Raw genomic sequence first — 18,732 nt, forward strand, 5'->3', positions numbered from 1 at the left:
GAATCTTCGCTCGGCTTCACGTGGAAAGTCTGCTCGCTTTGCCGTGGAACGGCTGCTCGGTTTGCGTGGAATACGCACACTACCGGTTGAACCTTCAAACTTTCCCATCGAATATCGACTTAGCGGCTAAGAATGCGCTGTGCGCTATCAAGCTCGAAAAGGTGAAGGACGCAGTCAAGCGCGATCGCGTTACCGGCGTTGTAGTGCCCGACGATACCGCACGTGCGCAGGCAATGTGCGCGATTCAGCGCATACCATCGTTCCCGACCGATCTGATGATGCACAGCTGCGGCCGCCGGGCTCGCTGGTTCCAAAAGCGTCCGCTTGACGCTTCAAGACAAACCGGCAGCGGTCCCAAGGTGCACGGGGACGCTGACCGTCTTCGGGTGGACAGCCGGTAAGGCGTTGCGCGGCTGTTGATCAGACCAAGCAATCGCCACCAATGCTGGAACATCCTGCAACCCGATGACGTTGACCTGATTGACAACATCGGCGCGTGTTGTCATCATTGTCAACATGAACGCAATTTCCCTCTTGAAGCGCCGTGTCCCGGTCGATGAGACGTCATTTGCGGCTTTACTTGTCTGGAAGGTTCCGCACCCTGTCGACGGCAGCGCACACTTCTACAAGTACAGTGCCACGTACATCGTGAGGAACGTATGCGTGCTTCGTTACGATAACGAACGCGGGAAGGGCGACCATAAGCATGTTGGTGCAGTCGAGACGCCCTATGCATTCACGACGCCGGAACAGCTTATGGCTGATTTCTGGTCAGACGTAGACCAATGGAGGGCCGCACAATGACCACGGTAACGCTTGGGATCGCCTCCCGCGACGACATCACCCGAAGCTTCGCAGCCGCAATGCGCGGCGAAGAGCAGGGCGAATTCATCAGCTTCGCAACGCCCGAACTGTTGCTCAGGACGCTCACCCAACTGCGCTGGGACATCCTCAAGAAGATGACAGGCGCGGGCACCATGTCGATCAGAGAACTTGCCCGGCGCGTCGATCGCGATGTCCGCCGCGTGCATGATGACGTTCTCGCGCTAATCAATGTGGGCGTCCTGGAACGTTCGGACAACGGCGACATCATTTTTCCCTATGATGCTATCCACGTTGATTTCACGTTACAGGCCGAGGCCGCCTGAATGCTGTTAGGCGTGGATGCGCTTCACCGAGATTTACCCGCGATGATCTCGGAAGGGCCGTGGGCGCATCGGACAGCTGCTCCAATCCCTCCCTCCTAAGCGCCATCGCTTGTGATGGCGTGCTGTCTATCCCTCACCCACCGGTGGCGCATCGCCTTCATCCGAGTGCGGAAGTAGTCCGAGCTGACGGGCCGTCGCGCTGGGCAGCCGTAGCAGCACCGTGCCGGCCTTGGCCCCCCAAAGACTGTCGATCATCACGACGTCGGCTTGCACGCCTTCGAGTTCGAGGTAGACCACATCATCCTTCTCGAACGCCTCTTCATAAAGGTGCCAGGATGGCTCCTTTCCTTCGCCGTAGTGATACCCGATCGATGTCTTGGTGCTCATGGGGCGCCTTAAGGATTGATGGACACAGAAGCCAGTTTATCGTCGACCAGGCTGTCATCCAACAGTCCAACACACATCAGCGAAGAGACGGCGGTTGCCTCAGCAAAAGGCTATCAGATCGGCCCTTGGCTCGGCAAGGCTGTGCGCCATTCGAAGTCAGAAGGCGTGAGGCACGACGACGTTGCGGAGTGAACGTCAGATGGCTCAGTGCGGCCATCAAGAGACAGTTGCCGCGCAGAACTAAACGGCCGTTGTCACCGCCATATCGGACGCATGTCGAACAATGCCGCTTGCTTACGCCGATCGGCGGTGAAAGGGACTCCGCAGCACACGGTACCGACGGCTGCGGTGATGACGCCTGGGCTCCGCCGTAGTACACGTTACTGCGCCGCTCGACAGCATTCCGAAGGGGGACCACGCGAACATCGTGTGAACCGACGAATCAGGCGCTTTCGGCAGGACCTTTGCATGTGATCGGCGAGATTTATCCCTTGCTTTTCGTCTTGGCGAGGCGAAGCAGCGCGGAAGTCCGGTTAGCTGCCGAATCACCGGCCCGTGCAATGCAAACCCAGGATCGCGCGAGCCTGATCTGCCGTCGCGACCGGGCGACCATACTCCTCGCATAGATCTGCAACCTGGCGCACAAGCGCGGCATTGGACGAGGCGAGCGTATCCTTGTCCATCCGCACGTTGTCCTCCAACCCGGTGCGGCAGTGCCCTCCGAGTTCAAGGGACCAGCGAGCCATGGTCAGTTGATTGCGACCGATGCCGGCTCCTGTCCATGTCGCATCGGGCGAAAGGCGCTTAAGCGTATGGATATAGAATTCCAGGACTTCGCGGTCGACAGGCATCGCGTTCTTGATGCCCATGACAAACTGAATGTGCAGAGGACCGACAATCTCCCCCGTCCGTTGCAGATCGGCAGCCTGGAAGATCATCGATAAGTCGAAGGCCTCCACTTCGGGCTTGATGCCGTAAGCTTTCATCTCGGCGGCGAGCCAGTTGACCAAGTTCGGCGGATTGTCATAGACCCGGGTCGGGAAATTGACCGAGCCGGTTGCCAACGATGCCATATCAGGCCGAAGCGACAGCATGGCACCTCTCTCGTTGCCTGCCCCAGAGCGACCGCCGGTAGAGACTTGAGTAATCATGCCCGGCGCGTGCTTTCGAATACCTTCAAGCACCAATGCAAAACGATCCGGATTCGACGTAGGAGACTCATCGTCGTTACGAACGTGAAGATGGACCAGAGCGGCTCCTGCTTCGAATGCGGCATGCGTCGATTCCACCTGCTCGTTCACCGTGATCGGCACAGCAGGGTTATCTTTTTTGCGCGGCAGCGATCCCGTAATCGCAACAGAAATGATGCAAGGCTTGTTCATGCTCAATTTCACTATTCTAAGTAAGTTGCTGCCACGGTCGCGGTAGCAGTTCGGGCAACTTCCCTGTCACTGCAGTTTTCGCGAATACTGCCGCTTTCACCGGCCTATCGCTGAATCAGCGACCGCCGGCCCATCGTTGGATGGTCGTACTACGCTAAAGCAGGCAGGTGATGTCTTCGCGAAGGCAGCAATCACACGCGGGGCGGTTTTCCATTCCAAGCATCCTGCAGTAAAGACCGAAGCGGCTCGCGTTCGATCGGGCGTGGATTCCAATACGGGTTAGCCAGCGCGATGTCGCATGCCCGGTCAAGATCAGATTCCTGCATCCCAATTTCGCGCAACCCCGACGGAATGTTGAGTTCGCGTCCCAGTTCGAAAACTCCGAGCGCGGCGTTTTCGCTTCCGAGTGCTCGCGCGATCCGGTTCATGGCGTCATGCGCGGCGTCACTGTTGTACGCCAACGCGTGCGGCAAGACGATCGCATGTGTCTCCGCGTGGGGGAGATTGAAGCTTCCTCCCAACGTATGGCAAAGCTTATGGTGGAGAGCCATCCCAACATGGCCCAGTACGCTGCCGCACAACCATGCGCCGTAAAGACAGTCGCTGCGTGCCGAAAGGTTTTGCGGATCTGTCTTCAGGCCCCTCAGGCCCGTCGCCAACGCGCGGATTCCGTCCTCCGCCATGAGCGACATGACGGGATTGCCGTCGCGCGCATACAGACCCTCGGCCGCGTGCGCTATAGCGTTGAGGCCGCTCACGAACGACAAGCCGAGCGGCAGGCTCGACGAAAGCATGGGGTCGTAGATGACGGTTTTAGGCAGCACACGCGCGTCGCGGCCAGTGCGCTTCAATCCATCCTCGGTGAGGCCATAAATCGGCGTCATCTCAGAGCCGGCGTACGTCGTCGGAATCGCGATGATCGGCAAGCTCGATTCCAGAGCGATGGCTTTGCCCAGGCCGACGGTGGATCCTCCGCCTATCGCCACTGCGCAATCAGCGCCAACGCTTCGTGCATGGTCACGGGCACGTCTTGCCGTTTCAATCGGAACGTGCATCTTCGCTTCGGCGAAGACACCTGCGCTAAGCGGCCCCAACAGTTCCGCAACCGCCGTTGCCTGTGCTTCTTGCTCCGGGGTACAGAGGACGAGAGCCTTTTCTGCGCCCAGCGCTTGAACTTCTTCGCCGACGCGGGCGAGTGCGCCAGCGGCGAAGATCACTTTCGAAGGCTGCGAGGTATAAGTGAAGTCGTACATCGAAGGATCCTTACCTGTCGGTATGCGCATTTGGTGTCGGACGTGAGCTATCCGATCTGCCCGTGTCTCGCGACGGTTCAAGCATTGACTTTTTGTCGCCGTGCTTCAACCTCACGGAACTGCTGCATGGTTGTATCGAACGAGCTGATGGCCATTTGCTCCAGCGGCAGCTTGCGATATTCGGTCGAGATGATTTCAACGCCGTACCAATCGCCATTGAATCCCGCTTCTTGCACCGCTTCTATGAAGCCCGGACAGTCGAATACACCTTCACCGCAAAGCTTGCGTCGAAAGACGGTGTCTTCCAGCAAGGTTCCGTCGATGGTCGAACTGGCGTCGTCAAGCTCAATCGCTTTGATGAATTGCGGCGGGACCTTTGCAATTTCACTGAAGTCGATTCCTCCGCGAACCATGTGCCAGATATCGAGGAGGAGGCCGCCGTTTGGCTGGTTCGCCTTCTGAACAATGGCGAGCCCGTCCTCAAGCGTTTTGATGATAGAGAACGGCATGACTTCGATCGACACGTTCGAACCGACCTGGGCCGCTTCCTCGCATAGCGTGGCGAATTCATCCGCCATTCGAGCGAAGTCTGGCGTTCGCTGATCCAACGCGCTGGCGGCGATTTTCACGTTCTTCATGCCAAGCTTCGCCCCTAGCTCAAGAATCACGCGGCGAGCACGGTCGGACACCTGGCGCTCGTTGCCGTCCCTGTACCAGTCAACGAGAAACTCAAGCTCAAAGTGTTTGATGCCGTTGTCTTCGAGAATGTGCTTGACCGTATCCAGGCCGACCTTCTCAATGGTCGCAACCAGATCCTCATGGATGACGCCAATGCCTCGCCAACCTGCTTTCGAAGCCGCTTCGACGCGCGCTTGAAAAGAGTAAGGACTGATCGAAGGCTCGAGCGGATCGACGTCTCCCGCAAGGGTCCAATAGGCGGCCAGCAGGTCAATGTCAGGGTTGCTCAATTGGTGTACTCCAGAAGCAATGCGAATCTTTGATAGAGCGACTTTAGCAAGGCTCTCAGGAAGGGCAGAAGCAAGAGCCGCCCGAGTGTGTTTGTCCACGCGACAGAGAACGGTTAGGCAGGAGCGAGCTCTGCAAAACGCTCGCTGATACGGCGGCCGGATGCATCGAGTTCGTCAAGCCGTTGCTTCAGATTCTGATAGAGCAGTTTTCCGTCTCGCTTCTTGAACTCACCTGCTACCAACACCGTATCGACGTTAGCTGCGCTCGCCTGCATCAGCACGGCCGACACCGGATCATGTACGGGTCGCATACTCAATCCATCTGCGCGAATCAGAACGACATCGGCTTGCTTCCCCGGCGTCAGCGAGCCGACGCGGTCCTGAAGGCCCAACGCCTCTGCGCCTCGGATCGTGATCCAACTAAGCGCATCCGATGTGGATATCGTGGAGCGAGCGGGCAACTGTCCGGTATCGGCGCGGGCTTGCGCGTTGTCCAACGCACGCTGCGACGCCAGCGCGACTCGTGCCACTGTGAACATATCGCCCGCAATGGCCGACTCGAGATCGACGCCGAGGGAAGGCTCGCTGCCCGCGTCACGCAGACGGCCCGTAATCGGATGACCGTGCCCCTGCGTCATTTCGGTTTCGGGCGCCACTGAGAATGTCACGCCGCGATCGACCATCATGCGAAGCTGAGTGTCGGTCAGGTTGTTCCCATGCACGATGTTGGTCGTCTTGCCTAGCAAGTTGCGCTCGGCCAGACGTTCCCACCCATCCGGTGTCTTGGGCTCCAGCCCCGCACAATGCATGCTGGCGATCAAGCCGAACTCCGCGGCCAGCTTGAAATCGTGCTCCGACACTTCGTAGGTGGAGTAATGCGGCCCGAGAATCGCCATCCCGAGCGTGACCTTGGCGTCGCGGCTCGGGAATCTGTCCTTCAGTAATCGCTCGATCTCGCTACGAGGATGGGGAATCTCGCTGAAATGCTTCTGTCCGGGCTTGGGATCCGGCTTGGGAGAGCCGTGGAAATAAACTGCACGAATACCGGACTCAACAAGTCCGTCGATCGCGCGATCCGTGTAGTCGGGCGCGGGATTGTTGTGACACCAGTCGCCGAGCGTCGTGGTCCCGAGGTTCAACTGGTTCAGTGCGCCCACCAGCGTACCGATGTAGAGATCATCCGGTTGAAAACATGTCGCTAATCCCGCGTGAACGCTACGAAAGTAGGTAGGCAATGTCCAGTTCGCCGTCACTCCGCGCAGCGCGGTCTGCCACGTATGCATGTGCGCGTTGATGAGGCCCGGGATGACAATGCAGCCGGACGCATCGAGCTGTTGCGCATCGTGTGCCTGAACATTGGGTCCCACCTCGACGATCCGGTCGTTTTCAATCAATACGTCGAAGCGGCCATTACCGATGGCCGGATCCATGGTAATGACTTGACCGCCTGTGATCAGCAGCTTCATCAACGCGTCTCCCTTGTTATGTATGGAATGCCTAGTCGTCGAGGATCATGTGTCTCACGTTTCCGCGACGTTGAAGCGCGACTACTTGTTCAGTAGTTTGCGCTGCTGGGCAAAAAGCGCGAACGCCTTCAACTGCGCGGAGACGATCTCGCGGGTTTGCGGGTCGGTGATCGTTTTGCCTTCAACATCGACCTTGCTCGCAGCGCCGCCAACCATCACTTCGGGCTTGTTGAGTACCTGTGCATCGAGGAACACCATGCTTTGACGCAGATGATATTGCGCGCGTGCGCCGCCGAAGATGCCGGGCGATGCCGATTGGATCGCCACGGGCTTACCAACGAAAGGCGGCGTCGGGAGGCGCGAGAGCCAGTCCAACGCGTTCTTGAGCACACCAGGAACGGAATAGTTGTACTCGGGCGTCACGATGATCACGCCGTCTGCTTCGCTGATCGCATTGCCGAGATCGAGCACCGACTGCGGGAAGCCTTCCGCCTGTACATCCGCGTCATAGTGGGGAAGCAGTCCAACGGACGGCAGCTTCGTCACACGCACGTTCTCAGGCGCGAGTTCCTGCAGTGAGTCTGCGATTGCCGCATGGAACGAAAGACGACGCAGGCTGCCGACGAGCGTGACGAGGCGCAGCGAGTTTTGATCAGACATGGAATTTCCTTTGAAAGTTGTTTGTGCGACGGTCGAAAGACCGTCTATACCTAAAGTTGTTTAGCGTGCTGCATCGCCGTTGGCGGGGCGACTAGCACTGGCGTCGTACATTTAATCAAGCGGGCGCGGTCAAGGTATCGACGCGCTTCAAGAACTGTCGAACATCGACGGTTTTCCAGATCCCGGCTTTGTTGAACGGGTCTTCGTTGACGAAACGGAGAAGCACATCGTTATCGTCGGCTTCGTACAGAAAGAAGCTGCCGATCATCGTTTCGCCGTCGGAGTCCAGCAACGGGCCGGAAATGAGCGTCTTGATCGGGGCTGTCTTCACGTAAGCCTTGTGATCGTCGTAGTGCTGCAGACGACGTTGCACCATGCCCGGATGATCGAGGCAATAGACGGTGAAATGCATGCAGCCTCCTGCCTGCCGCCTGAAGACGGCAGTGAAAGTTGATACGAACCACGCTCAAACGCTCGCTTGGCGCAATCCTTGGCCTGCTGCAACGCTGTCTTGCGTTTCGGAGTCGGCTTGCGCGTCCACCTGGTAGTCAACCTGAAAGCGCGCTGTCCTGATGTTGCCGAGTCTCTCTCGCACTCGCAGGTGCTCGGGATGGGTCGCATACCCGTCGAGCGCGGCTTGCGAGTCGAAGTCCGTAACCAAAACGACGTCGCAGGCGTAGTCCACCGCACTCGAATCAAGTCCTACTTCCAGGTTGAGCATGCCGGGGATCACGCCACGCAGCCCTTCGAAGCTTTGTTTGACGAGATGGCGCGCTTCGTGACGTTCGACCGGTGTCTCGCCGCGGACTCGCCACATGACGATATGTCGGATCATGCAGTCACCTCGGCGGGATTCAATACGAAGTCGTACTCGAGCGAATAGAACGGCGTTTCCATTTTCGAACCGTCAGGAGCGACGCCGCTTTCGTGCTTGACCCATTGGGTGATCAGGTTCGAACGCACGCCAAACACCGCGTCCGAATCGAGATACTGGTCGCCATCGCGGAAAACATGAGTGATCAGCGTCTCGTATCCCGGCACCTTGATCAAGAAATGCAGGTGAGCGGGACGCCAGGGATGACGGCCGAGCGCCTCCAGCATGCGGCCCACGGGTCCGTCGTGCGGAATCGGATAGGCTTCGGCGAGAATCGACCGGAAATGGAACCGCCCGTCGCGATCGCTACGCAGTCTTCCGCGCGCCTGAGGCTCCGAGGCGCCCGCGTCATCTGACGACTTCTGCACGTCGTAGAACCCGTCCTCGTCAGATTGCCAGACGTCGATCTGCGCGCCGGCCAGAGGTGTGCCGTCCAGGCCGCGGATCTGACCGCTCACGAAGCAGGGCTCGCCACGCGCGCCGTTCGCAATGTCGGCGCCGTTCTCATACTCGGGCGCACCTTCGACATAGAAAGGACCGAACACCGTTGCCTCGGTGCATTCGGCCGGCTTCTTGTTGTTCTGGGCCATCACAAGCATCGACAGGCCGAGCGTGTCGGACAGCAGGATGAACTCCTGTCGCTTGTCGTCAGTGATATGCCCGCACTCCGTCAAGAACTGAATGGCCTTGAACCATTCGTCCTCGGTGAGCTTGACGTCCCGGGCAAAACTATGGAGATGCTGCACCAGGCTGGTAAAGATGGTGCGAAGTCGTGGATTGCAGCGATCGTCCATTGACGCAAGGACCGCTTGCGTAATGGTGTCTTCGTTGATGTTGCGCATCGCTCTTGTCTCCTAGTGCGCGTATGCATTAGACGACAGAGTAATAGGCCCGCTAAAGGAAAAAAATGCGCTATAGTGAAATGACATTTCCGCTAGGTGGATAAATCGCGAGCATGGACCGCTGGACTCAAATCGAACTTTTTGTCCTGACGGCTGAACTCGGCAGCCTGTCGAAGGCGGCGGAACAACTCGATATGTCGAACGCCGCAGCGAGCCGTACCTTGAGCGCGCTCGAGGAACGGCTAGGCACCCGCCTGATCGAGCGGACCACGCGCAGGCAATGGCTCACGGACGCGGGTGAGGCGTACCGGCGCAGCTGCGTTGCCGTGCTCTCGGAGATGGCCGAGGCCGAGGCGGCGGCAAGCGATGCGACCCTGCGGCCAAGCGGGGTCCTGCGAGTGACCAGTTCTGTCTCATTCGCGACCATGCACATCGCGCCGTTCCTCACCGAATTCAATCGACGGTATCCGAGCATTTCCGTGCAGGTCATCGCGGCGAACCGCTACCCTGACTTCATCGAAGCTGGGATCGACATTGCAATTCGCACGCGTGAGCATGAAGGCGATTCGGGGATCACGGTCCGTAAGCTGGCGGATACCTCTCGTATTCTTGCTGCGTCCCCGGCCTATCTCACCGAGTACGGCCGCCCCGCTAAGCCAGAGGATTTGTGCCAGCATCGCATGTTGGTGTACAACCTTGCTGTCGATCCCTACCTCCTTCATTTCCGGCGTGGCGAGGAAACGTCTGACGTTGCCATCACCAGTGTGCTGGATTCCAATGAAGGCCAGGTGATCGTCGCTGCGGGTCGGGCGGGCTTAGGGATCGTGATTCAGCCGCTCTATATTATTCACGATGACATCGTGGCTGGGCGTCTCGTACCCGTGCTCGAGGACTGGCAGTTACCCCGCCTCACTATCAATCTTGCCTATCAAAGTCGCCGCTATCAGCCGGCGAAGATAAGGGTATTCACCGAATTCCTTATCGAATGGACCGAGCGGCGACAACTCGCGGCCAAGTGGCGCGCGGTCCGATAGCAAGCGAGTTATCTTCCTGAAAACTTCCATAGCAGCTGCTCGTTCCCGGGAAAGTCCTTATGGACTTTTTCGGTGGGCGTCCGCCCGCAAATCATATTTCCGCCTACTGGAAATATGATTTCGCGAGAGCGCATATTTCTTTAGGGCACGTTCGAATAGTCTACAGCCATGACGTGATCGAGAAGACGCCAAGCGCCGACGATCGGCATTCGTGTTATCGGCGCCCGACCAGCGAAGTAAAGCAGCGAGACCAATTACTAGATAGGAGATAGCAATGGACCGACTCAAAGGAAAAGTCGCTTTGATTACTGGAGCCGCACAAGGCATCGGATTGACCGTAGCCCAAACGTTCGCACGCGAAGGCGCGACGGTTATCGCGGCGGACATCAAGGCGAGCGACTCGAAGGAATTCGACATTGAACAGCTTGATGTCTCGTCTCCGGCGGACTGGTCGCGTGTCGTCGAATCGGTCATCGCCAAACACGGGCGCATCGATGTGCTCGTCAACAACGCGGGCATTGTCTACTGCTATGAAACGCTGGATGGGACTGACCTGGATAGTTGGCAGAAAGTGCTGTCGGTGAACCTCACGGGAAGCTTCCTTGGCATCCAGGCCGTGCTGCCCTCAATGCGCGGTATGCGCAAGGGTTCCATCATCAACTTCTCGTCGATGTGGGGCATCGTAGGCACGGCCGGCGCAGCAGCTTATGCGGCAGCCAAGGGCGGCGTGCGCAACATGACCAAGAATGCGGCCGTGACATACGCGCCCGAGAACGTCCGGGTCAATTCCGTGCACCCTGGCTTGATCAGAACGCCGCTCGTGACGAGTCAATCGGACGATCTGAACGGCGAAATCATTGCCAAGACGCCGATGGGACGCATGGGCACTCCCGAGGAAGTCGCGAATGTGTGCCTGTTTCTAGCTAGCGACGAATCTTCGTTCATGACCGGTGCGGAACTCGTGATCGACGGCGGGTATCTGGCGCAGTAAGCCCTCGCAAACAATCGCGTTGAACGCGCATCCCAGTCTTCAAAAAGCGCAGTGCCTCTATCGACGCCAGCTGGTGCTTCCTGTACGCGGTTGGTGAAACTTCAAACAGCCTCAGCTCGTTCTGCAGGCGCAAAGCAGGTGAAACGCATGTCTACTGACCTTCTTTCCCAAATCGGCCGACGCGTGCGAGTGGGCCTTGTCGGCGGCGGAAAAGATTCCGTCATCGGTCGCACTCATCTCATTGCCATGCGAACCGACGGACTTTACGACGTTGTCGCTGGCGCGATGTCGATCGATCCCGAGATCGCAAAAGCCTCAGCGCGGGCCGAGTTGATCGATGAAGACCGGGCCTACACCGATTTTCGGGTCATGGCAGAACGTGAAGCAGCGCGCGAAGACCGCATCGACGCAGTAGTCATCGCCACGCCCCCGCAGTTGCACTACGAGGTGGCGCGCGTCTTCATGGAAAAAGGAATCGACGTCATCTGCGAAAAGCCGCTGACACGCGATCTCGCCGAGGCGCAACGCCTCAATGACCTCGTCAAGCAACATGACCGGCTTTTCCTTCTCACGCATTGCTACACCGGCTACCCGATGGTCCGGGAAGCGCGCGCGATCGTCGCGTCGGGCGCCCTTGGCAAGATCCAGTGCATTGAAGGCGAGCTGTGCGCAGGATTCGTGGTTGACCCAGCGAACCCTGATCGCCATTGGCGCTTCCGCGAATCCGCGATGGGCAAGGGCGTTCTCCTTGGCGAAGTCGGCTCCCACGCTCACCACATCGTTTCGTACATCACGGGGCTTCGCGTCGAGCAAGTGTCGGCGGAGATGACCACGTTCGCTGAAGGCCGGGAAGTGTATGACAACGCCTATTTGACGGCACGCTTCGAGGGCGGCGCTCGCGGCCGCTTGTGGGGAAGCTACGTTGCTACCGGCAACGATCACGGTCTGTCGTTCCGCATCTTTGGCGAAAAAGGCAGCCTCACCTGGGTTCAGGAAGAACCGGAAGTCCTCTGGTTCAAACCGCCGGGCGCGCCGGCCCAACGTCTGGCCCGGGGCTACGCAAGCAACTCTCCGCAAGCAGCTGCTGCAACGCGCTTCACCGCCGGACACCCCGAAGGATACGCCCTCGCTTTTGCGAATCTTTACTCCGACTTCGCGAAGGCCTTGATGGCGAAGCGTCTTGAGTTGCCGTACCAGTCGTACCTCGACGGCATTCCGGGCATTGAGGATGGCGTGGACACGATGTCGTTGATCGACGCAGCAGTCCGTTCCGCGGAACACGACGGCGCCTGGACTACCCTCACTCGGTAAATCGCTGAAGCACGAAGCACGTGAATAAACCTGAGTTCGGATCAACGTTCCCCGTCCGGACTCAGTTTAGGCCACTTAGGGTTCCTTATTGACAGGCGCGAACAACGCAACCTGACTACTCAGAGGCGGTTCGTTCGCAGGCTTTTCGAATCGACGCGCCGCTTCCTGCGACGCCCAGTTTCACATTATTTTCATATCATAATTGGAGACAGTGATGTTCAAGAAAATCGTGCTCGGTCTTGCAGCAAGCGGCTTGCTGGTAAGCGCAGTGTCGGCCAAGGAAGTCAATTCCGTCGGCGTCGCAATTTATTCGCTCGGTGATCCGTTCCAGAACGCCATCTCCAAGGGCGTAACGGATCGCGCGAAGCAGAACAACCCGAACGCCAAGGTCATGACCGTCGCGTCGGACTACGACCTCAACAAGCAATTCTCGCAGGTCGACAATTTCATCTCTGCGAAGACGGACCTCATCATTCTGACCGCGGATGATCCGAAGGCGATCCTTCCGGCTATCAAACGGGCCGACGCAGCTGGCATTCCAGTCATCGCAGTGGACGTTTCGGCGGACGGCGCGGCGGCCACCGTGCAGACCAACAACTTCAAAGCTGGCGAGATGGCATGCCAGTACATGTCCGACAAACTCGGTGGCAAAGGCAAGGTCGTCATCCTGAACGGACCGTCTGTTTCGTCGATTCAGGACCGCGTCAAGGGCTGTCAGTCGGTTCTTAGCAAGGGCAAGTTCGAGATCCTCTCCGACAATCAGAACGCAAAGGCGACGCGTGAAGGCGGTCTGACGGTCATGCAGTCGCTGTTGACGCGCTTTCCGAAGGTCGACGGCGTCTTCACGGTGTGCGACCAGGAAGCCATTGGGGCGGATTTGGCCGCAAAGCAGTTCAATCGGAAGGACTTTCTAATCGTGAGCGTCGATGGGTCGCCCGAAGTGACGTCGCTTTTGAAGTCGCCGTCGGCGATTCAAGGGACGGTTGCTCAGAGCCCGTATTCGATGGCGCAAACCGCATTCGATATCGGCAACGACATGCTGTCGAAGGGAAAGAAGCCTGCGAACCCCGTTATCCTGCTCGACCCGAAAATGGTCACGCGTGACAACGTTGGCTCGTACAAAGGCTGGGGTGGTTGAACTCGCGCCACGATGAATGCAGCGTAAATGATGCAGCAGTGGGGCGCGTACCGCATCCGCGTGCGCGCCCGCGAGCAGCACATAGGGAGACATGATGGCTACAGATGATCCGATTCCGCTTCTCGAGATGCGCAACGTCAGCAAGACGTTCGTCGGCACCAAGGCGCTCGATAACGTCGAACTGCGCGCGTGGGGCGGTGAAGTGCTCGCCCTTATGGGAGAGAACGGCGCAGGCAAGTCGACGCTGATGAAGATTCTATCGGGTGCCTATGAGGCCGACGCGGGTAGCGAGATCCTCATCGACGGCCAGCCGATAACCATCGGCGATCCGCTAGAGGCGAAGAGATACGGTGTTTCGATTATCTACCAGGAGCTGAGCCTCGCACCGAATCTCTCCGTGGCCGAAAACATCTATCTGGGGCGGGAGCTTTCCGTTCGCGGCGTGGCGAATCGGCAGGCAATGTACGCCGGCTGTCGAGAGGTACTGGAACGCCTCGACGTTCCTTTCACCGCCCGTACCCTCGTCGGGACGCTTTCCATAGCCGAGCAGCAGTTGGTGGAAATCGGTCGGGCGCTGCACGCAAAGTCAAGGATTCTGGTTCTCGACGAGCCCACCACGGCGTTATCGTCCCGGGAAAGCGAGCGGCTATTCGCGTTGATCCGGCAATTGCGCTCGGAAGGTATCGCCATCATTTACATCAGTCACCGAATGGAAGAGGTGTATGACCTGTCCGACCGTGTCTCCGTGCTGCGAGACGGGCGCTATGTAGGAACCATTGACCGCGCCGAGCTCTCCGCTCAGGCGATCGTGAAGATGATGGTTGGCCGGGACCTGTCGACGTTTTATATGAAAGAACACGACGCGCACGGCAGCCGGGGGCCTGTCGTCTTTGAAGCGAAGGACATCTCCGATGGCGACAAGATCAAACCGTGCACTTTCCAGGTCCACCAGGGCGAGGTACTGGGCATTGCAGGCCTCGTCGGATCGGGACGCACCGAGCTGGCCAGGTTGATCTACGGGGCCGACGAGAAGGCGAGTGGAACCGTCTTCATCAACGGTCAAGAAGTGAACATTCGTCAACCGTCCGACGCCATCAAACACGGCTTGGCTTATCTGACGGAAGATCGCAAGGCACTGGGCCTCTTTCTCGACATGTCGTGCGCCGAAAACATCAATCTGGGCGTCATTGTTCCAGATGCCCGCCCGGGCGGCTTCCTAAACTTGTCGAAAGGCAAGAAGCGCGCGAGCTCCGCGTTCGAGCAACTACGTGTGCGGGCAGCAAGCCCTATTGTCAACGTTGGGAGCCTTTCCGGCGGAAACCAGCAAAAGGTGCTGCTGTCGCGCTGGCTCCAGATTGGCCCAAAGGTGCTGATTCTCGACGAGCCCACCCGAGGTGTGGACATCGGCGCTAAATCCGAAATTTACCGCCTCATCGACGACTTGGCGCGTCAAGGAATCGGTGTGGTCGTGATTTCCAGCGAACTCGCGGAAATCATTGGAGTCTGCGATCGCACACTGGTCATGCGTGGAGGCCAGATCGTCGGCGAAGTCGGCGGGCCCAACAACGACGCAATTACGCAAGAAAACATCATGGCTCTCGCGGCAGGAGCGGATGCAACCCTCGATGCCGCTTGATAAACAGATTTGGAGACAATCATGGACAAGTCAACGCTTCGTAGTCCTGTCGTAAAGGGAAAGACACACGACGCGGTCGGAATGTCAGCGCATAAGGTGCATGTCCGTCGGCTGATTAGTGCAATCGGTATGCTGCCGGTGCTGATCCTGCTTTCCGTCGCATTCAACTTCGCTACTCAGGGAACGTTCTTCACCGGCCAGAATATCTCGATCGTCGCACAGCAGGCCGCGATCAATACAGTACTGGCTGCAGGGATGACGTTTGTCATTCTGACGGGTGGCATCGACCTGTCGGTGGGTTCAATGCTCGCGACTGCGGCAATGACCTCGATGATCTGTTCACTCGACCCCTCGTTCGGTGCCTTCGCGCTTCCGGTCGGGCTGGTGACGGGCATCGTTCTCGGCGCGATAAACGGCCTGCTTATCGCGTACCTCAGGCTCCCGCCGTTCATCGTCACACTTGGATCTCTCACCGCGGTGCGGGGCCTTGCACGCTTGATTGGAAACGACGGTACGGTGATGAACCCCAATCTGGGATTCGCGTGGATCGGCAACGCGAGCGTCCTCGGGGTCCCGGTTCTGGCCATCATCGCGCTCGCCGTCATCGTGATTTCGTGGATCGTCCTTCGCCGTACTGTGTTGGGCATCTGGATCTATGCAATGGGTGGAAATCCGGCGGCAGCGCGGCTTTCCGGCATCAAAGTCAGCCTCATTCTGCTGTTTGCCTATGCCGTTTCCGGTTTGCTTTCCGGCCTCGGGGGTGTGATGTCGGCCGCCCGACTTTATGCCGCAAACGGTCTTCAGATCGGCATGGGATATGAACTGGACGCCATTGCCGCAGTTATTCTCGGCGGCACGAGCTTTGTGGGCGGTGTGGGTTCGATTTGGGGGACTCTGGTCGGTGCGTTGATTATCGCCGTGCTCTCCAATGGCCTTGTCATACTTGGCGTCTCCGACATTTGGCAGTTCATTATCAAGGGCCTCGTCATTATTGCCGCCGTGGCACTCGATCGTTTCCGTCGCAGTGGTGAGAATCGCACGTGATCACCAATATCTGTAGTGGAGCGCAACAGTAGCTCGCGTTTCCATTCTTGTCTTAGCCCGCTCCGGTCGACGCGAGTCTTAGCGGAAGCACAGCTAGCGTCGACCTAATGAGTGCAGCAAGCCAGCGCGCGTGAGAATCGTGCTCATCGAGGGGCACGCGTACGGCCGACCGAGAAGTTTCTTCTTTCTAGCGAAGACCGTTAAGACGCGACGCTAATGAACCTAGCGTTGTGTCCGCGCGCCTATGAGGCATATCAATTCTGGCGTGCACGGAAGGGCCATGCGCCCGTACCGTCGCATTGATTTGTCGATGCGTCAGACCAGCAAAATGCATAAAGAGTAAGCCGCACCAACTGAGAAGGGCGGTTCGTTATCAAAACGAACAGCTAATAAATTTTGAATCACGATTTGGAGATAGGAGAGAACAATGAAGCGGGTAATTCTGGGATCGGTGGCAATGGGTTTCGCCGTTGCTGCGAGCGCACAAAGCAGCGTTACGCTGTACGGACTCGTAGATAACGGTGTGCAGTTCGAGACGGGCTTGCCGAAAGGTCATCGCTGGGCGGCCGAGTCAGGCAATTGGGCTGAATCGCGTTTTGGTTTGAAAGGACTCGAGGACATCGGCGGTGGCACCTTCGTAACCTTCCAGTTAGAGTCGCGACTCAACACGCAGAACGGAACCTACGCGAACGGGTCGTTCTTCGAGGGGCAGGCGACCGTCGGAATGAGCAACCCGACTTACGGGTCATTCAGAATGGGCAACTTTGGAGCGAGCGAGCTGCTTCAGTACGCCGGCATTCTCGATCCTCAACAGACGCAGAAGTACTCGTTCGGCACGCTTGTAAGAGGCCGCATGTTTCCCCAGGCAGCCAACGGATTCGAGTATTTGTCTCCGAGCTTTGGCGGATTCACGGTGCAAGGTCAGTACAATCTGACGAACTCGACGACGTGGAACGCAGGTAACCCCGGCAGTGCGCCTAGCCAACTAGGAACAACAACCGGACTGGGAAGTTCGCAGGGCCGGGATGACGGCATCAAGCTCGAATACGCCGCACATAACCTTGATGTGCAAGCGATTTACGACGAAATCCGCGATGGCAACGGTAAGTTCAGCAACGTTTATCTTGCTTCACGTTCCATCTTCACGGGCGGCTCTTACGTTTGGGGTCCGGTGACGGTCTACGTGGGATATCAGCACTTGAGCGCGCCCGATGCATCCAACGCAGGCTTCTACGGCACGGCGAATGCTTCGGCATTGCCCGCAGGTGTGTCCTTGCCGACGAAGGTCGATCATGAGTGGGCCGGCGCACGATGGGCGGTAACACCGGCGACGTTCCTGACCGGCGCGGTGTATCACGCCAATGCCAACAACGGAAATGGGAACGCGACGTTGTACACGCTTTCCGGGGCTTACCAGCTTTCGAAGCGCACTCGCGTTTATACCGAACTCGGCTATTTGCATAACAGTGCGACATCGAACCTTGGTCTAAACGGTGGACTCTACGGGGCAAACACGAACGACGATCCGATAAACGGCAATCCGGCCAGCACGAACCCGAATTATGGCCACAGCCAGTTTGGTGCTTTCGCCGGCATCGCAACGCAGTTCTAACCTCGCTGAGTAACGGCGGCGAGACTCGTGGGCGCCGCCGTGGCATTCATGTTCGAAGCGCCCGGACCTAGTCTGGCGTTTGCCGACAAACACGAGGCGTTGCGCGGGCCCTGATTAATTCCTTGGAGACGTGAATGACTTTCAGACAAATCAAAACGCTCGCATTGGGTGTGACGTGCTTGCTCTCGCTACTTTCAGTTGCTCAGGCACAGCCTGCCAGCGATCAAGCGTCGACGATGGATAATTCCGCCACATCCACGCAAGCTCAAAAGGCGACAAAGAAGGCGGAGCGGAAAGCGCGCCGTGAAAAGAAGAACGCCGAGTTGAGCAAACTCGAAAAGAACGGCTACAACCCGTCTGGCGATCAACTTCGATACCCGCAAAATGTTCAGAACGCGGAGAAAAAAGCCAATCCCCAAGGCCCCGGCGTTGTAGTGCCTGCTTCAGCACCTTGAGGCCTACTTCTGGGATCGCTGAAGCCGACACGACCTTAAGTCGGCGACAGCGATTTTGCCAGCGTTGGATGTGCACGCCAGCACTCGAAAGCGCTTGAGGCTGAACGTCTGCCGCCTTCGGATAGGTGACACTGGACCGAAATAGGTGAAGGTCCCTTTTGGGTCGGCAAGAGTCCTTTGCCTGGCGTGCTGCATGTTGCCCCGGCACCGTGCGCGAAGGCATATAAGGCTTGCACCTCCTTCGGCACTCGAAGGAGCGCAGAGACCGAAGAGCCGCGGGCAGTGCTAGGGAAAGCGATTCTAGGTAGTCGATCGCATTGAGTCGTGGCGTTCTGGTCAATGCCCGATTACGGGGCGATGTCCCGAAGACAGTTGAAGGTTGGGACGGCGGGTGCGGCATAGGTTAGGCAACCTTCCGATCATGGTCAATTGATTTCGAGCTTGACCGTTTCAAGGCCGCAGCGAGAATCCAGAGTTCATTCACGCCGAGGATTTTTCGGAAGTGCTTCTCAGCTTCCAGGAAGCCCGCGG

At 58.1% G+C, this 18,732-nt stretch carries 19 protein-coding genes and 1 pseudogene; 11 read left to right on the plus strand and 9 right to left on the minus strand.

Annotated features, from left to right (window positions below):
* The 3 genes from NCR37_RS28035 to NCR37_RS28045 all read left to right on the plus strand — a co-directional run.
* Positions 1 to 401 (plus strand): hypothetical protein (locus NCR37_RS28035; RefSeq protein ID WP_250476075.1); only part of this gene is annotated, 401 nt, incomplete at its 5' end.
* A gap of 115 nt (positions 402 to 516) precedes the next feature.
* Complete coding sequence (locus NCR37_RS28040) at positions 517 to 804, plus strand: toxin-antitoxin system TumE family protein (RefSeq protein WP_250476076.1); 288 nt, start codon at positions 517 to 519, stop codon at positions 802 to 804.
* Positions 801 to 1,148, plus strand: coding sequence for an HVO_A0114 family putative DNA-binding protein (locus NCR37_RS28045; protein WP_250476077.1), 348 nt, complete (start codon positions 801 to 803; stop codon positions 1,146 to 1,148). The genes NCR37_RS28040 and NCR37_RS28045 overlap by 4 nt, the downstream gene beginning before the upstream one ends.
* A 126-nt stretch (positions 1,149 to 1,274) precedes the next feature.
* Here the strand turns inward: NCR37_RS28045 and NCR37_RS28050 are convergent, their stop codons facing one another.
* The 9 genes from NCR37_RS28050 to NCR37_RS28090 all read right to left on the minus strand — a co-directional run bounded on the left by NCR37_RS28050 (position 1,275) and on the right by NCR37_RS28090 (position 8,980).
* On the minus strand, positions 1,275 to 1,535 hold the full coding sequence (locus tag NCR37_RS28050; protein WP_250476078.1) for a hypothetical protein: 261 nt from the start codon (positions 1,533 to 1,535) through the stop codon (positions 1,275 to 1,277).
* 545 nt (positions 1,536 to 2,080) lie between these two features.
* Positions 2,081 to 2,917, minus strand: coding sequence for a 3-oxoadipate:acetyl-CoA acetyltransferase (locus NCR37_RS28055; RefSeq protein WP_250476079.1), 837 nt, complete (start codon positions 2,915 to 2,917; stop codon positions 2,081 to 2,083).
* A gap of 191 nt (positions 2,918 to 3,108) precedes the next feature.
* The gene (locus tag NCR37_RS28060; RefSeq protein WP_250476080.1) at positions 3,109 to 4,170 is read right to left on the minus strand and encodes a maleylacetate reductase; all 1,062 of its coding nucleotides are present in this window, start codon (positions 4,168 to 4,170) and stop codon (positions 3,109 to 3,111) included.
* A gap of 77 nt (positions 4,171 to 4,247) precedes the next feature.
* On the minus strand, positions 4,248 to 5,138 hold the full coding sequence (locus NCR37_RS28065; protein ID WP_250476081.1) for a sugar phosphate isomerase/epimerase family protein: 891 nt from the start codon (positions 5,136 to 5,138) through the stop codon (positions 4,248 to 4,250).
* Positions 5,139 to 5,251: 113 nt separating this feature from the next.
* Positions 5,252 to 6,604: an amidohydrolase family protein gene (locus NCR37_RS28070; protein WP_250476082.1), complete on the minus strand. Its 1,353-nt coding sequence runs from the start codon at positions 6,602 to 6,604 to the stop codon at positions 5,252 to 5,254.
* Positions 6,605 to 6,685: 81 nt separating this feature from the next.
* Positions 6,686 to 7,264 carry an NADPH-dependent FMN reductase gene (locus NCR37_RS28075; protein ID WP_159833038.1) on the minus strand — a complete coding sequence of 193 codons (579 nt, stop codon included), beginning with the start codon at positions 7,262 to 7,264 and terminating at the stop codon, positions 6,686 to 6,688.
* A gap of 115 nt (positions 7,265 to 7,379) precedes the next feature.
* Entirely contained in the window at positions 7,380 to 7,676 is a 297-nt protein-coding gene (locus tag NCR37_RS28080; RefSeq protein ID WP_250476083.1) for a YciI family protein, read from the minus strand.
* Positions 7,677 to 7,730: 54 nt separating this feature from the next.
* Complete coding sequence (locus tag NCR37_RS28085) at positions 7,731 to 8,099, minus strand: Dabb family protein (protein WP_159833042.1); 369 nt, start codon at positions 8,097 to 8,099, stop codon at positions 7,731 to 7,733.
* Positions 8,096 to 8,980, minus strand: a complete 885-nt coding sequence (locus NCR37_RS28090) for an intradiol ring-cleavage dioxygenase (RefSeq protein WP_250476084.1) — start codon at positions 8,978 to 8,980, stop codon at positions 8,096 to 8,098. The genes NCR37_RS28085 and NCR37_RS28090 overlap by 4 nt, the downstream gene beginning before the upstream one ends.
* Positions 8,981 to 9,093: 113 nt before the next feature.
* Between NCR37_RS28090 and NCR37_RS28095 the strand changes: the two genes are divergently transcribed.
* From NCR37_RS28095 to NCR37_RS28130, 8 genes and pseudogenes are all read left to right on the plus strand, one after another.
* Positions 9,094 to 10,014, plus strand: coding sequence for a LysR family transcriptional regulator (locus NCR37_RS28095; RefSeq protein WP_250476085.1), 921 nt, complete (start codon positions 9,094 to 9,096; stop codon positions 10,012 to 10,014).
* A gap of 274 nt (positions 10,015 to 10,288) precedes the next feature.
* Positions 10,289 to 11,005, plus strand: coding sequence for an SDR family NAD(P)-dependent oxidoreductase (locus NCR37_RS28100; RefSeq protein ID WP_159833048.1), 717 nt, complete (start codon positions 10,289 to 10,291; stop codon positions 11,003 to 11,005).
* A 147-nt stretch (positions 11,006 to 11,152) separates the two neighbouring features.
* The gene (locus tag NCR37_RS28105; RefSeq protein ID WP_250476086.1) at positions 11,153 to 12,316 is read left to right on the plus strand and encodes a Gfo/Idh/MocA family protein; all 1,164 of its coding nucleotides are present in this window, start codon (positions 11,153 to 11,155) and stop codon (positions 12,314 to 12,316) included.
* A gap of 214 nt (positions 12,317 to 12,530) precedes the next feature.
* A complete protein-coding gene (locus NCR37_RS28110) occupies positions 12,531 to 13,454 on the plus strand; it encodes an ABC transporter substrate-binding protein (protein WP_250476087.1) in 924 nt (307 codons plus the stop codon).
* 91 nt (positions 13,455 to 13,545) lie between these two features.
* Positions 13,546 to 15,090: a sugar ABC transporter ATP-binding protein gene (locus NCR37_RS28115; protein ID WP_250476088.1), complete on the plus strand. Its 1,545-nt coding sequence runs from the start codon at positions 13,546 to 13,548 to the stop codon at positions 15,088 to 15,090.
* A 120-nt stretch (positions 15,091 to 15,210) separates the two neighbouring features.
* A pseudogene (locus NCR37_RS28120) lies at positions 15,211 to 16,134 on the plus strand (ABC transporter permease subunit); the annotation flags it as partial.
* Between the two features lie 427 nt (positions 16,135 to 16,561).
* Positions 16,562 to 17,746, plus strand: coding sequence for a porin (locus NCR37_RS28125; protein WP_250476089.1), 1,185 nt, complete (start codon positions 16,562 to 16,564; stop codon positions 17,744 to 17,746).
* Between the two features lie 134 nt (positions 17,747 to 17,880).
* The gene (locus NCR37_RS28130) at positions 17,881 to 18,201 is read left to right on the plus strand and encodes a DUF4148 domain-containing protein (RefSeq protein WP_250476090.1); all 321 of its coding nucleotides are present in this window, start codon (positions 17,881 to 17,883) and stop codon (positions 18,199 to 18,201) included.
* The last annotated feature ends 531 nt before the right edge of the window (positions 18,202 to 18,732 follow it).

The organism is Caballeronia sp. GAFFF1, assembly GCF_023630705.1.
Taxonomy (GTDB): Bacteria; Pseudomonadota; Gammaproteobacteria; order Burkholderiales; family Burkholderiaceae; genus Caballeronia.